Origin of the sequence: Nocardia sp. NPDC059691 (assembly GCF_042733915.1) — a bacterium.
In the GTDB taxonomy this organism is placed as follows: Bacteria; Actinomycetota; Actinomycetes; order Mycobacteriales; family Mycobacteriaceae; genus Nocardia; species Nocardia sichangensis.
Genome location: NZ_JBHWFB010000027.1, coordinates 1 through 12,477, shown reverse-complemented (window position 1 = coordinate 12,477; position 12,477 = coordinate 1). Strand labels below are relative to the sequence as shown.

General features: G+C 67.8%; 14 protein-coding genes and 1 pseudogene. 6 read left to right on the top strand and 9 right to left on the bottom strand.

Annotation, left to right across the window (positions count from 1 at the left end; all coding sequences use genetic code 11):
• Nucleotides 1-85: 85 nt before the first annotated feature.
• Nucleotides 86-262 (bottom strand): hypothetical protein, encoded by a 177-nt coding sequence (locus tag ACFV2O_RS36320; RefSeq protein ID WP_379256284.1) that lies wholly within the window; start codon nt 260-262, stop codon nt 86-88.
• Nucleotides 263-536: 274 nt separating this feature from the next.
• Here ACFV2O_RS36320 and ACFV2O_RS36315 point away from each other — a divergent pair, with 274 nt between their 5' ends.
• The 3 genes from ACFV2O_RS36315 to ACFV2O_RS36305 are packed head-to-tail and all read left to right on the top strand — an operon-like array spanning nt 537 to nt 2,285.
• On the top strand, nt 537-1,016 hold the full coding sequence (locus tag ACFV2O_RS36315; protein ID WP_379256283.1) for a Dps family protein: 480 nt from the start codon (nt 537-539) through the stop codon (nt 1,014-1,016).
• Nucleotides 1,016-1,456 (top strand): anti-sigma factor, encoded by a 441-nt coding sequence (locus ACFV2O_RS36310; RefSeq protein ID WP_379256282.1) that lies wholly within the window; start codon nt 1,016-1,018, stop codon nt 1,454-1,456. The genes ACFV2O_RS36315 and ACFV2O_RS36310 overlap by 1 nt, the downstream gene beginning before the upstream one ends.
• A complete protein-coding gene (locus ACFV2O_RS36305) occupies nt 1,446-2,285 on the top strand; it encodes an RNA polymerase sigma factor SigF (protein ID WP_355080756.1) in 840 nt (279 codons plus the stop codon). The genes ACFV2O_RS36310 and ACFV2O_RS36305 overlap by 11 nt, the downstream gene beginning before the upstream one ends.
• Nucleotides 2,286-2,291: 6 nt before the next feature.
• Here ACFV2O_RS36305 and ACFV2O_RS36300 read toward each other — a convergent pair whose 3' ends face one another.
• The gene (locus tag ACFV2O_RS36300; RefSeq protein ID WP_355080757.1) at nt 2,292-2,525 is read right to left on the bottom strand and encodes a hypothetical protein; all 234 of its coding nucleotides are present in this window, start codon (nt 2,523-2,525) and stop codon (nt 2,292-2,294) included.
• A 292-nt stretch (nt 2,526-2,817) separates the two neighbouring features.
• Here ACFV2O_RS36300 and ACFV2O_RS36295 point away from each other — a divergent pair, with 292 nt between their 5' ends.
• On the top strand, nt 2,818-4,929 hold the full coding sequence (locus ACFV2O_RS36295; protein ID WP_379256279.1) for an AMP-binding protein: 2,112 nt from the start codon (nt 2,818-2,820) through the stop codon (nt 4,927-4,929).
• A 24-nt stretch (nt 4,930-4,953) separates the two neighbouring features.
• Here the strand turns inward: ACFV2O_RS36295 and ACFV2O_RS36290 are convergent, their stop codons facing one another.
• Together ACFV2O_RS36290 and ACFV2O_RS36285 are read right to left on the bottom strand one after the other, a co-directional pair.
• Nucleotides 4,954-6,318 (bottom strand): wax ester/triacylglycerol synthase family O-acyltransferase, encoded by a 1,365-nt coding sequence (locus ACFV2O_RS36290; RefSeq protein ID WP_355080759.1) that lies wholly within the window; start codon nt 6,316-6,318, stop codon nt 4,954-4,956.
• A 182-nt stretch (nt 6,319-6,500) separates the two neighbouring features.
• Nucleotides 6,501-7,067 (bottom strand): DUF6968 family protein, encoded by a 567-nt coding sequence (locus tag ACFV2O_RS36285; protein WP_379256277.1) that lies wholly within the window; start codon nt 7,065-7,067, stop codon nt 6,501-6,503.
• 265 nt (nt 7,068-7,332) lie between these two features.
• Here ACFV2O_RS36285 and ACFV2O_RS36280 point away from each other — a divergent pair, with 265 nt between their 5' ends.
• The gene (locus ACFV2O_RS36280; RefSeq protein WP_379256275.1) at nt 7,333-7,845 is read left to right on the top strand and encodes a hypothetical protein; all 513 of its coding nucleotides are present in this window, start codon (nt 7,333-7,335) and stop codon (nt 7,843-7,845) included.
• 57 nt (nt 7,846-7,902) lie between these two features.
• Here ACFV2O_RS36280 and ACFV2O_RS36275 read toward each other — a convergent pair whose 3' ends face one another.
• From ACFV2O_RS36275 to ACFV2O_RS36265, 3 genes are all read right to left on the bottom strand, one after another.
• On the bottom strand, nt 7,903-8,667 hold the full coding sequence (locus tag ACFV2O_RS36275; RefSeq protein ID WP_379256274.1) for a hypothetical protein: 765 nt from the start codon (nt 8,665-8,667) through the stop codon (nt 7,903-7,905).
• A gap of 193 nt (nt 8,668-8,860) precedes the next feature.
• On the bottom strand, nt 8,861-9,244 hold the full coding sequence (locus ACFV2O_RS36270) for a hypothetical protein (RefSeq protein WP_379256272.1): 384 nt from the start codon (nt 9,242-9,244) through the stop codon (nt 8,861-8,863).
• 130 nt (nt 9,245-9,374) lie between these two features.
• Nucleotides 9,375-9,860 carry a nitroreductase family deazaflavin-dependent oxidoreductase gene (locus ACFV2O_RS36265; protein ID WP_379256270.1) on the bottom strand — a complete coding sequence of 162 codons (486 nt, stop codon included), beginning with the start codon at nt 9,858-9,860 and terminating at the stop codon, nt 9,375-9,377.
• Nucleotides 9,861-10,036: 176 nt separating this feature from the next.
• Between ACFV2O_RS36265 and ACFV2O_RS36260 the strand changes: the two are divergent.
• A pseudogene (locus ACFV2O_RS36260) lies at nt 10,037-10,485 on the top strand (SDR family NAD(P)-dependent oxidoreductase); the annotation flags it as partial.
• Nucleotides 10,486-10,524: 39 nt separating this feature from the next.
• Here ACFV2O_RS36260 and ACFV2O_RS36255 read toward each other — a convergent pair.
• Together ACFV2O_RS36255 and ACFV2O_RS36250 are read right to left on the bottom strand one after the other, a co-directional pair.
• Entirely contained in the window at nt 10,525-11,103 is a 579-nt protein-coding gene (locus tag ACFV2O_RS36255; RefSeq protein WP_355080773.1) for a helix-turn-helix domain-containing protein, read from the bottom strand.
• Nucleotides 11,104-11,184: 81 nt separating this feature from the next.
• A complete protein-coding gene (locus ACFV2O_RS36250) occupies nt 11,185-12,060 on the bottom strand; it encodes an LLM class F420-dependent oxidoreductase (RefSeq protein WP_379256268.1) in 876 nt (291 codons plus the stop codon).
• Nucleotides 12,061-12,477: the final 417 nt, after the last annotated feature.

The window sequence follows — 12,477 nt, the reverse complement described above, 5'->3', positions numbered from 1 at the left end:
TAAGGGCGTGGCTGTCCGTTCCGGCATACCGCGCCTCCCCGTGTTGTGTGGATCACACCATAGTGCAGCAGGAGTCCGGAACCGGTCAGCCCTGCGGAGGCGGCAGCAGCGAATCCATGCCGTGCCGTCGAGCGCCGAGTACTCGTTCGCAGTTCGCTCGCTCGACGTCGGCGGAGAACTGCTCGGTATCCCGGCGCGCCCGTGCCGGAGTCGGCGTCGCCGATGGACCGGCCGCCACGTCCATGTGCTCTTTCTCGGTCATACCTCACGGTGCCCGGAAACCGGCCAATCCAGCAACAATAGTTGCCGATATGGCAAAAATCTGTGGGTGCTCGCTCATTCCGGGGCGGATGACGGTACGCCCGCCGAGCTGGCGGTCACCGCCGTTCTCGTGCTCTTTCTGTCCGCCGCGGGGCCGGCGAGGGGCCGGGGCGCACACCCCGTTTCGTCCGGCCGCGGAAGCTACCGGGGGGTTTATCGCCGCAGAGCTGGGTAGACCGTCGGTGTCCCGATCGATGGCAGAAAGGTTCAGCGCGATGTCCCAACCCATCACCAGTACTTTGGACCCGGAGCAGCAGCGCGTCGCGGGCGAAACTCTCCAGGCGACGGTGGTCGACCTGATCGACCTGTCGCTGATCGCGAAGCAGGCGCACTGGAACGTGATCGGCTCCAACTTCCGGTCGGTGCACCTGGCGCTGGATGAATTGGTGACCGTGGCACGGGAGTTCACGGACTCGGCCGCGGAACGCGCCACCGCCGTGGGAGTCAGCCCGGACGGACGCGCCGCGAGCGTGGCCAAGGATTCCGGCGCGATCGGCATCGGCGAGGGCTGGCAACAGGACACCGACGTCATCGACGCGATCGTCGGCAACCTCGCCGCCGTGATCAAGCGGCTGCGTGAACGCATCGCGGCGACCGAGAAGGCCGATCCGGTGACCCAGGATCTGTTCCTGGCGATCGCGGCGCGGCTGGAGCAGTTGCACTGGATGTGGCAAGCGCAGCTCGCCACGGTGTGATGCGGGTGATCACGTGCGCGTTCGGCGCGCCCGCCACGGAGACCGCCACGGTCACGGTGCGGATCCCCGCCGACGCGCGACACCTCGCCTTGATCCGCGCGATGACCGACACCGTATGCCTGGTCGCCGAGGTTCCGCTCGACGCCGCCTCGGACATCCGCTTGGCGATCAACGAGGCGGTCACGATGCTGCTGGCGGACGCCATGCCGGGCTCGATGCTCGGCTGCGCGTTCACCTACGGCCTCGGCCGGATGAGCGTGCGTGTCGACGCCCTCGCCGTGGTCGGCGACGAGCTCCGCAGCGATCCGTTGAGCTGGGAACTGGTGCGCATGCTCACCCGCTCCCTGTCAATTTCCCGTGACCCTTTTGATTCCGAACTCGGCGGGTACCCGACCGTTATCGAATTCAGTTGGGAACGAGGACCATTTGATGAAACGTGAGTTCACGACCGACGGAAATGACACGGCGAGGCGCACCCGCGGGGGCGACAGCTACGACAACATCGAGCCGTGGTTCGAGAAGATGGCCGCGATGGACGAGGGGGATCCGCACCGCGCGGCGCTGCGCGAGGAGGTGACCCGGCGGTGTCTTCCGCTCGCCGAGCACATCGCCAGGAAGTTCTCCGGCCGCGGCGAGAACTACGAGGACCTGCTGCAGATCGCCCGGGTCGGGTTGGTGCTGGCGGTGGACCGTTTCGACGTCTCGCGCGGCAGTTCCTTCCTCGGATTCGCGGTCCCCACCATCATGGGCGAGGTGCGCAGGCATTTCCGCGACAACACGTGGTCGTTGCGAGTGCCGCGCAGGCTCAAGGAGATCCAGCTGCGCGTCGGCCCGGCCACCGAGACGTTGTCGCATCGCCTCGGCCGGATGCCGACGGCCAGGGAGATCGCCGAGGAGTTGGACGTCGACCTCGGTGAGGTCACGCAGGCGCTCATCGCGGGCAACGCCTATCAGGCCAATTCGCTGGACGCGGCAGGGCGAGAGGAGGGCGACGGTGCGCCGCAGTCGCTCGCCGACACGCTGGGCTCCGAGGAACCGTGCTACGACCTGCTGGAGCAGGCGATGGCCGTGCGTCCGCTCATCGCCGAGTTGCCGCCGCGCGATCGACAGGTGCTGGTCATGCGCTTCTACGAGTCGCGGACCCAGAGTCAGATCGCCGAAGAGCTGGGTGTGTCCCAGATGCAGGTGTCGCGCATTCTCGCCAGGATTCTCAAAGACCTGCGCGAACGCGCGCTCGGCCCGGAAGAACTCGTTTCGAGCGCGGCCTGAGTTCGCTCACGTGCGTGGACGGGCGGCCGCGCCGGTCATCGGTGTGGCGGAGACCTCGCCGGTCCAGCCGCAGGGCAGGGCGCAGCTGGCGATGATCTTGGTCTCCAAGTCGCCGTTGTCGTAGCGCAACGTGGTGCTCTCCGCGTAAGCGGGATATCCGCACGCTCGGCATTTGCCGAAGAAATCGAGGATCTCCTCGGCGCGAGCGTGCGCGATTCGTCGTGCGGGCTTGTCGTCCATAACCTCTCCAGCCAGGGTGCGGTCCTGCCGAGCAGGCGTCTGTGACGTTAGGTCGGAGGTCGCCGCCCGGCGGGAGTTCGGATGATCGTTGGGCTGATTCACAGGGGCCGGGCGGGTGATTTGGGCCGGTTCCCAGGTTCAGGTGAATGCTGGGCAATCGCAGCGTATTTCCTGCGTGTCGCTGGTAGTAGCGACGTAGCCCTGGCTACTTGACCTCGCTTGTGACTGACGTTACAAAGGAGCTACCCGCCGACCCGAAGTTCTTCGAACCGGCCGACGAGAAGTGCACAAGTTGGTTACCGATGTCATCGACGTAGTCGCCGAATTCGCGATCGCCCGCAAGACCATCTGGGATCTGCTGCTCGAACCGCAGACTTATCCGCGCATGTTCACCGGTATCGGCGCGTGCGAGCAGATCCAGTCCGCCGACGGCAATGTGGTCTGGCAGATGCGCGTCGGTACCTACGGGTCGGGCATACGCACCCACCAGATCCGGCTCAGCGTGGGCCGGTGGTACGAGAGCTTCGAGATGCAATACGCCGCACTGGGCAGCTTCGCGTCGGTGCGACTGCACGGCGACGAGGACCGCACCAAGGTCACCGTCACGTATTTCGCGCCGAGCCGGGTGCACCCGCGGGTGGGCGAGCTGTCCAATGTGGCGATCGGCGAGTGGACCAAGGCCGGACTGAAGCGGGTGGCCGACGTCGCCAAGGGCGCGCGGACCTCCTTGGTCGTCAACGGCGAGGATTCGCCGATCCGGCGCAACGCGGGTGTGGCGCGGCAGATGGTGGCCACCGGCGTCGTGTTGCCGGTTCGTTTCGATCGGACTCTCAAACAGCTGCGCTCACTGGCGAAATGGGGTTTCAACCTGGCGGGCGGATACGCCGCGGGCGCGGCGTACGCCCCGGAGCGGGCCGCGATCATCGACGACCGCGGCACCCGGTCCTTCGCCGACATGCACGAGCGCACCAACGCGCTGGCCGCGGCGATGGCCGCGCACGACCTCGGCCCGGGCGACGCCATCGGCCTGCTGGCGCGCAACCACGCGGCCATGGTCGAATGCATGGTCGCCGCAGGCAAACTGGGTGTGGACGTGGCACTGCTGAACGCCGGGCTGGCGGGCCGCACCATCGAGGAGATCGTCCAGCGCGACCGCCTGTCGGCGCTGTTCGTCGACGGTGACCTCGAGGAGTTGGTGCGCTATCTGCATACCGACATCCCGCGCTACAACACCGACGAGCGTCCGCCGGTACCCGACCGGACGACCGTGGACCAACTGGTGGCGGAGGGGCACACGACTTTCCGCACGCCTGCCCAGCCGGGACGGCTCGTCGTGCTCACCTCCGGGACCAGCGGGACGCCCAAGGGCGCGCGCAGGCCGCATCCGAAGGGCTTCGGGTCCATCGCGGCATTGCTGTCGCGCATCCCGATGCAGATGAACGAGACCATGCTGATCCCGGCGCCGCTGTTCCACACCTGGGGGTTGGCCGGCCTGCAACTGAGCACCGCGCTGCGCGCGACCGTGGTGCTGGCCGAACGGTTCGACGCGGAGGACTGCCTGCGCCGCATCGCCGAGCACCGGGTCAACACGGTGATCGTCGTGCCGACCATGGTGCAGCGCATCCTCGACCTCCCCGCGCACGTGCGTGCTCGCTACGACACCTCCAGCCTGCGGCACATGATCAGCTGCGGCGCGCCACTGGCAGGCGCGACCGTCGAGCGGTTCATGGAGACCTACGGCGACGTGCTCTACAACGTCTACGGATCCACCGAGGTCTCCTGGGCCACCATCGCGACCCCCGAGGACCTGCACACGTCGCCGACCACGGCGGGACGCCCGCCGCTGGGCACCAAGGTGGCCGTGCTCGGGCCGGACCACCGCAGACTCCCGATCGGCGCCACCGGACACATCTTCGTCGGCAACCACATGCTGTTCGACGGCTACGTCAACTCCGCGCCACCGGACGAGGCGCACGGCATGCTCGACACCGGCGACCTCGGCTACCTCGACGCCGCGGGCCGGTTGTTCATCGCGGGACGAGACGACGAGATGATCATCTCCGGTGGCGAGAACGTCTTCCCGCGTCCGGTCGAGGAGGCGCTCGCGCACCTGCCGCAGGTCAGTGACGTCGCAGTGGTCGGTGTGCCGGACCACGAATTCGGCCAGCGGCTCGCGGCGTTCGTGGTGAAACGCGAAGGGTCCGGCCTGGATTCGGACATGGTGCGCACCTACATCCGCAACCGCTTGAGCCGCTTCTCGGTGCCGCGCGACGTCACCTTCCTCTCGGCGCTGCCGCGCGGCGACACCGGCAAGATCCTCAAGCGTCTGCTGGCCGGTCCCGGCGCGGCCGAACCGGAGCTACCGCCGTCGATCAACGGTCTGGGCACCGCGGGATCACCCTGACCATCCGGCGGCAGCGCCCGGCGGTCAGTAGACGGTGTCCTCCAGGTCGGTCAACGCGGATTCCAGGTGATCGAGCAGCCTGGCCACGTCCGGCACGCTGCGGCGGCAGGCGACGATGCCGATGTCCAGGCTGTCGGCATTGCTGGTGAGGGTGATGTTCACCGCCTGCCCGTCGAGCGGGATCGACAGCGGATAGCTGGCCGCGACGCGGGCTCCATTCCAGTACTGCGGTTCACGCGGTCCCGGAATATTGGAGATGACGATGTTGAACGGCGGGCTGGTCAGCGCGACCGTGGCGGGAAGCAGCAGTGACAGGGCGAGGGGACTGAGCGTCAGCGCCGACAGCGAGACCGCCTGGACGGGGGACAGCGCGCGGTAGATCTCTTTGCTGCGATGCATCGAGGAGCTGATCGCCGCCAGCCGTGCGGCCGGGTCGGGCAGGTCGGTGGCCAGATTGCACAGCAGCGCCGCCACGGCGTTGCCCCCGCCGTCACCGTCGTCGGATTCGGGACGCAGTGAGACCGGCACCATGGCGATCAGCGGCTTGTCCGGCAAGGCGACGTGTTCGAGCAGGTAGGTGCGCAGCGCACCCGCCGACATCGCCAGCACCACGTCGTTGAGCGTGGTGCCGGTCATCTTCTTGACCTGGCGGATCCGGTCCAGCGGCCACGAGCGGGCGGCGCAGCGGCGGGCCCCGCCGATCGGGACGTTGAACATGGTGCGCGGTGCGGCGAAGGGCAGCGTCAGCTGCTGCTCGAGCAGCGCGGTACGGGCCAGGCGCAGGGCCGAAGGCGCCGAGCCCGCCGCGGCGAGCAGGGCGCGCGCCCGGGTGCCGAGCGTTTGCCTCTGCGGGGGATTCGGGCGGTGCCCGGTCGAAGGCGGGAGGTGCCAGGGCACCAGCGCTTCGCCGGATTCCGGGTCGGTGGTGAGTGTTCGCTGCAACAGGCGCTGGGCGCCGACGCCGTCGATGAGGGCGTGGTGCATCTTCGCGTACAAGCCGACCCGATCGCCGGCGAGCCCTTCGACCAGATGCGCTTCCCACAGCGGCCGGTGCCGGTCGAGCAGGGTGCTGTGCAATCCCGCCGTTACTTCGGTCAGGGCGTCCAGGCCACCCGCTTCCGGTAGCGCCCACCGCTGGACGTGGTAGTCGAGTTCGACGGCGCTGTCCACGGTCCAGGCAAGCTGTGGAGTGCCGAACAGGCGAGCCGGGCGCTTGCGGAACGTGGGGTGGAAGTTTCGGTCGGCCGCCAGCGTGGCGTACGCGCGCCGGGCGAATTCGGGTCCGGTGCCCTCCACGGGGTCGAAGATGGACAGTGAACCGACGTGCATCGGATGCTCGCGTGATTCCGCGATGAGAAACAGGGCGTCCACCGGCGAGATGAATTCCATGGGCAGTTCCCTCCTGGCGACGCCGCGGCCTCGCCACGGTCTGGTTCCGGACGTGGGGACGGCCGCCGGACTGCTCATGGCGCTGGGAGATCTACGCCGGTCGAACGACGATCCCCAACCGATGATTCGATGCCGAATCCGTACCGGCTGGGCGGTTCGTCGCGAAATTGTGCGCGCGGGCCTCAGGACAGGCGGCTGACCGGCCAATCCTGCGGCAGTGCGAGGCGTTCGCTGATCATGCTGATCGCGCTGTGCAGGGCCTGGATCTCATCGATGCCGCTGGCCAGCGACGCGCCCTGCTTGCTGATATGGAACCGGCACAGGTGCTCGCGCCGGTCGGCCGCCAGATACGGCCTGCCGATGATGATCGACAAGGAGCTGTCGGCTTCGTAGAGGGTGCGGGCCGCGATGAGCGCCTGCGGCTCGTAGGCGACCGTCGTGGCGGCGCGCGAGGGTCGGGTGGGCGCGGCGGGGAAGCCGGGGTCGGACGGCTCGGTCACCGCGAAGTGCGCACCGTGGCTGTTGGCCTGCCGCAGCTCTTGGGCGATGTCCTGGAACGCGCGGTAGAGCGCGGCGATGGAATCGACGCCGTGCGCCCATCGTTCGCCGATTCCCTGGATGCGAAAACCGCACACCACACCGGTGTCACCCGGTGCCATCTGCGGTTTCCCCACCTCGATGGAGACCTCTCGCGTGGCATCGGAGACGGTTCGGGTGGCGATCACCTCCCTGATCCGCCGCCATCTCATGCTCGCGATCGCACCGCCGTGTTCGGATTCGCGCACTGCGGGCGTGGTCGTGTCACCAGTGACCCGCGCCGGTATCGCTCTCATGATGTCTGGAGTACCCAAGTTGGACCCTCGTTTACCCTGCGGTTCGAGGTGACCTGGAACGCAGTGTGAAGACACGCCGTATCGGCAAAAGGGCTACCGGACGGTTAACGCGCCTCGCGTTTGGCAGGCTGTCGCCGAGGGTGTGATGGTGGGGCCGCGACGATGAGGAGGGGCGGACGAAGTGGTAACGATTGCGCAGTTGCGAGCGGTTCTGTCGATCTTGCGCGTCGACCCGGACGAGGTCGGCGCACGGGCGGGTGAGGCGGGTCTGCACGGTCCGGACGCCGAACGTGTCCTACTGATCGGTTTGCTACACCGGATCGCGAGCAGCGAGCTGCGCGACGTCGTCACCACCACGATGGACGACGAGGAGGCCGCACGGGCCGCCGCGGTCAGCACCCTGCCGGTGAACGGGGAGAACCCCACGGAGCAGGCGCGTTTCGACGCGCACTGGCTGCACGACCGTATCGGCGCGCTGGCGGCGGGCACCACCGTGGAACCGGTGCCGGTGTTGCTGGACGCCGCCGCGCGGTCGGCGGATGCGGCCGAGGTCCTGCTGCTGCTCAGCCGCAATCCCCGTGGCCACGACGCGGACACCAGATGGGAGCGTGCGCTCGACGATCTGGGACGCGCCTATCACTTGATCAACGACGAGCGCGTGGGTCGCTCGAACACGACGACCGCGCCGCTGTAGCGACGCGGTCGACCGGAAGTCCGCCCGGCGGCGCGCTGCTGCGCCGCCGGGGCACGGCTACTTGGTTTGGACCGGAGCGGTTTGGACGGGCTTGTCGGCGAAGCGGGTAGTGCCGTCGGCCGCCTGCAACGTGGTGAGCAGGTCGACACCCGCCACGACGAGCGTGGGTCCGCCGACCGCGATGGTTCCGAGGATGCCGCCGAGGCTCGCGCCGGTCAGCAGACCGGCCACGCAGCCGACGGCGATGGTGACCAGGCAGCCGATCGTGGCGCCGATCGCGGTGCCGACGAAACCGCCTATGGCGGTGGCGAGCCCGAACTGGCTGGCGAATTCGTCACGGGCGCGCTGGTTCTCGGTCATGGACGCGACCGGCTTGGCCACCAGTGGCTCGGTGATCGCGATGCCCTCCGGCCTGGACGGCTTCAGCTCGAGCACGGTGCTGTCCTTCTTCAGCTCCGGGCGGACCGGAATGTCGGTCCCCGCTATCCGGAAGTCGAGCGGCAACGTCATCGCGACGTGGCCGTCGCGGTCCCGGATGTCGACCACGTCGATCACTTGCGCGATGTCGGCCGGGGCGCCCGCGTGATCGACGAGCACCCCGTTGCGCTCGGTTAGTCGCGCGTTCTCGTCGCCCGCGGGCTGATCGCGCAGTGCCTTGGACAACTGGAAGGTTCCGCCTCGGAGCGCGGCGACCACCGTCTGGTCGACGATCTTGGCCGAGTAGGTGATGTCGGGAGCGGGCTCGCCGTGGGCGACGCCCGCGCCGACGGTCAGCGAGCCGATGGCGAGTACCGCTGCCGCAGTGATGCCGCGGAGTTGCATGTTTCGTCCATTCCTTCATCGGGTTCACACCTGCGTCCAGCACGGCCGGACCCGCGCACTCCGGCGGCGCAAGGGCAGTCGTCTAGGGTCGCTGAGCAGCCTAGCAGCGCCCACAGCTACCGATGAGCGTTCCGGCTCGACCGGTCGGAGATATCGAAAAATTCTCCGACCGGCCGAGTTTCGGATCCGGCGCTCAGCGCGCCGCGGCCAGTTCGCCTGCCTGCTCGGCGCGCAGGATCGTCGCGCTGGTGCCGGGCGGCCAGTCGAGTCCCGCGTCGAGCCGGTCGAGCACCTCGGTACCAGGCCGTGGATTGCGGGACCGCTCGATTTCGCTGATCACCTTGGCCGGCGGGCCGCCGTTGCCCGCCACATCCGCCTGGGTCCACTTCATCTCGCGCCGCCGCGCACGCACGCGCGTGGCGAGCCCGTCGAGATCGAGCGCGATGGCCGTCTCGACCCCGTCCGGGCGCAGCGGCGCCGGTCGCGCCGGTGCGCCGTGCTCTTCCTGCTGGTGCTTCTCCCGCAGCATTCCGGCGGTGATCAGCCTGGACCGTTTCCGCCTACCCATCTTCGCCACACGCTCTCCCATCCTCGGTCGAGTCGATCGATTGCGTCGCACTGCTCCGGCGGGCGGGCGGCGCCCATCGCGCCGGGAACGCTGAACATCATGGGGGAGGGTGGCCGCGGACCTCGCTCGACGCGCCGGGTCAGTGCGGCCGGTCCTCCGGCTGGAGAATGAGCACCGGGATCTCGCGCTCGGTCCAGGATCGGTAGGTGTCGAAGTCCGCGTAGAGGGCTACGAGCAAGGGCCACAAGCGATTCTTCTCCTCCCGGCTCGCCACGCGGGCGCGGACGCGTCGGTGCTCGGCCCCGACCTGTACCCGGGTCACGGGATGTGCCAGGAGATTGAAGTACCACTGGGGGTGATTCGGCAACCCGCCTTGCGAGGCGACCACTACCAGGTCGGCGCCGTCGACGAGGTACAGCAGCGGGGCGGTGAACAACTTGCCCGATCTGCGACCCCGATGCTCGAGCAGCAAGGTGGGTACCGGCTTGCGGAAGCCGGCGCCGATCCGCCATCGTGCGCCGACGCGCCCTCCGGTCCGGCGGTACGCCCAGGTCTGCGCTCTGGACATGTATTTGATGACGGTCGTGACCAGCGGGGAGTCGAGGTTGCGTGGCCGCTTGGGCATCAACGATCACCCCGCTCGGGCCGGGATGCGGCGGTGGAATCGGGTGCGGTGACGAGTGATTGATCCATACCTTTGTCCGTAGTATCGTCCAGACAGATGTCCGGTTACTATTCCATATATGCGCGGCGCGTGTCGCGGGGGTGACGGGAACCGGCGACGAGCACGGTGGAGGAAACATGGATCGGGTCAGCGGCAAAGTCGTCCTGGTGACCGGTGCGGGACGGGGGCAGGGCCGCAGTCACGCGTCGCCTTGGCCGAGGAAGGCGCCGACATCATCGCCTTCGATATCTGCGCCGACATAGCCGGCAACGAATACGCACTGGCGACCGAAGCGGATCTCGCCGAGACCAAGGAACTGGTCGCCAAGACCAGCCGTCGGGTGGTGGCCGCACAGGTCGACGTGCGCGATCGCCCCGCGCTGCAAGCGGCGATCGCGGCGGGCGTCGCCGAACTTGGGCGCTTGGACGTGGTCGTGGCGAACGCCGGGATCTGCCCGCTGGGCCACCATGTGCCGTTGCAGGGCTTCGTGGATGTCTTCGACGTCAACTTCGTCGGCGTGGTGAACACCGTCGAGTCGCGCTACGTGACCGGTTTGCAGATGTTCGTCGACGGCGGCGCGTCGCTGAAATTGGGCCTGGCCTGAAGTGACGCGGAACGCGCCGCGTCACTTCAGGATGAGCATCGCGGACCGCTCGATGCGGTCCGCGATGTCGGAATACGATTCGTAGCCCATCCCGGCATGGACCAGCGCACCCGCGTAGAGCAATTCGAGCGATTTCAGAATATCCGCGTCGGGATTTCCGGACAGCGCGTGCGCGAGGCGGGTGCGAATTTCCAAGCCGATGCGCGACCGCAAATGCTCGACGTCGGGATCGCGGCCGAGCAGCGCGCTGGTGACCGCGCCGGACAATTCCGGTTCGTCGGCGACCAGCAACGCGATGCTGCGGAGCTCGGCGATCACCCGCACGGTGGCGTCCGGATCCTCGCTCACAGGGGAGGGTTGTGCGCGCAGCCTGCGCCAGAAGATCTCCGCGACCAAGTGCTCCTTGGAGGAGAAATAGGTGTACGCGGTGGCGGTGCCGACCTTGGCGTTGGCGGCCACCATCCGGATGGTCATGCCGGCGAAACCCTCCCGGGAAAGCACTTCCAACGCCGATCTGGTGAGCTTGTCGACGGTGTCGGCCTGCTTTCCGGACAAGCGCCGCCGCGTCGCTTCGACGGTTCTGGAATCGCTTTCGGACATGTGTCTAGATGGTAGTGTCGTTATTTCGTTCGAGCAACTTTCCTGCTGCGGAAATAGTTGTGTGTTCGGCCACGTGATTCGCTACGGCCGGCTCGCCGCGCCGAGCGGCAGGCCGATGTCGGTCAGTTTGCCGGACAACCGCTCGAGGTAGGCGCACACCGCGGGCTCGTCTTTGTCCGGCAGTCCGTACACGACGTCGGTGACGCCGGCGCGGTCCCACTCGGCCAGGCGTGCGGCGTCGGGTTTGTAGTCCAGGGCCACCACGCGCGGACGTCCGGGTCGCCCGGCCTGCTGCCAGATCTCGTGCAGCAACGCGAGACGATCGGAGATCTCCGTTTCCCCCGGGGTGGTGATCCAACCGTCCGCCGACTCGGCTATCCAGCGGAAGGTGCGTTCGGTGCCCGCCGCGCCGATCAGCACCGGCACCGAGCGCCGGACCGGTTTCGGCCACGCCCAGCTCGGGCCGAAGCGCACGTACTCGCCGTCGAAACCGGCCTCGTCCCGGCTCCACAGCGCCCGCATCGCCGCCAGGTATTCGCGCAGCACGGTGCGTCGCTTGTTCGCGGGTATTCCGTGATCGGCGAGTTCGTCGGTGTTCCAGCCGAATCCGGCCCCAAGCGCGACCCGGCCACCGGAGAGGTGGTCCAGTGAGGCGATCGTCTTGGCCAGGGTGATCGGGTCGTGCTCCACGGGGAGCGCGACGGCGGTGGCCAGCTCGATGCGTTCGGTGACTGCCGCCGCCATGGACAGTGCGACCCACGGGTCCAGCGTGCGCAGGTAGCGGTCGTCGGGGAGCGACGCGTCGCCGGTCTGCGGGTGCGCCGCGTTGCGCGCGACCGGGATGTGGGTGTGCTCGGGGACGTAGAAGGAGGCGAACCCCGCCTGCTCGGCCGCTCGGGCCGCCGCGGCTGGAGTGATGCCGCGGTCGCTGGTGAACAGGACGATGCCGAATCGCATGGAAATCCTTGTCTGGTCGTTCGACGAGCTGTCGTGCGCTGCCCCCGTGGCGGCATCGGCGAAGGTGGCCGCGTGCTGCGAACCGCCGCGTCTGGACAGTTGTATGGAATATAGTCCGATCGCTGGGCCGCCTACAAGAACGTGTTCTTGATTCGTGGTGTGTGTCGACCTGGCGATCGGGCGGCGGATTTCTTTCCACGAGATCGCTCGTTCGGGATTGTCCTGAAAAACTGTCAGTGGTACCGTCCAGACACATGTCCAGCTATGTGTCTCTACGGAGCGTCGGGTGGACGATCCTTGTTGAGAACTTGTTATCGGATTCGGAGTGTGGGCGATGACGGCTGTGGTGGGGCCGCTGGTGTTCGACCCGTATGACTACGGGTTTCACGACGATCCGTATCCGGTGTATCGGCGGTT

Excerpts from the sequence above, each read along its gene's own strand:
- ACFV2O_RS36305 (WP_355080756.1), top strand. The coding sequence starts at position 1,446 with ATGAAACGTGAGTTCACGACCGACGGAAATGACACGGCGAGGCGCACC.
- ACFV2O_RS36275 (WP_379256274.1), bottom strand. The coding sequence starts at position 8,667 with ATGCAACTCCGCGGCATCACTGCGGCAGCGGTACTCGCCATCGGCTCG.
- ACFV2O_RS36300 (WP_355080757.1), bottom strand. The coding sequence starts at position 2,525 with ATGGACGACAAGCCCGCACGACGAATCGCGCACGCTCGCGCCGAGGAG.
- ACFV2O_RS36285 (WP_379256277.1), bottom strand. The coding sequence starts at position 7,067 with ATGAGATGGCGGCGGATCAGGGAGGTGATCGCCACCCGAACCGTCTCC.
- ACFV2O_RS36315 (WP_379256283.1), top strand. The coding sequence starts at position 537 with ATGTCCCAACCCATCACCAGTACTTTGGACCCGGAGCAGCAGCGCGTC.
- ACFV2O_RS36250 (WP_379256268.1), bottom strand. The coding sequence starts at position 12,060 with ATGCGATTCGGCATCGTCCTGTTCACCAGCGACCGCGGCATCACTCCA.
- ACFV2O_RS36255 (WP_355080773.1), bottom strand. The coding sequence starts at position 11,103 with ATGTCCGAAAGCGATTCCAGAACCGTCGAAGCGACGCGGCGGCGCTTG.
- ACFV2O_RS36265 (WP_379256270.1), bottom strand. The coding sequence starts at position 9,860 with ATGCCCAAGCGGCCACGCAACCTCGACTCCCCGCTGGTCACGACCGTC.
- ACFV2O_RS36320 (WP_379256284.1), bottom strand. The coding sequence starts at position 262 with ATGACCGAGAAAGAGCACATGGACGTGGCGGCCGGTCCATCGGCGACG.
- ACFV2O_RS36310 (WP_379256282.1), top strand. The coding sequence starts at position 1,016 with ATGCGGGTGATCACGTGCGCGTTCGGCGCGCCCGCCACGGAGACCGCC.
- ACFV2O_RS36290 (WP_355080759.1), bottom strand. The coding sequence starts at position 6,318 with ATGGAATTCATCTCGCCGGTGGACGCCCTGTTTCTCATCGCGGAATCA.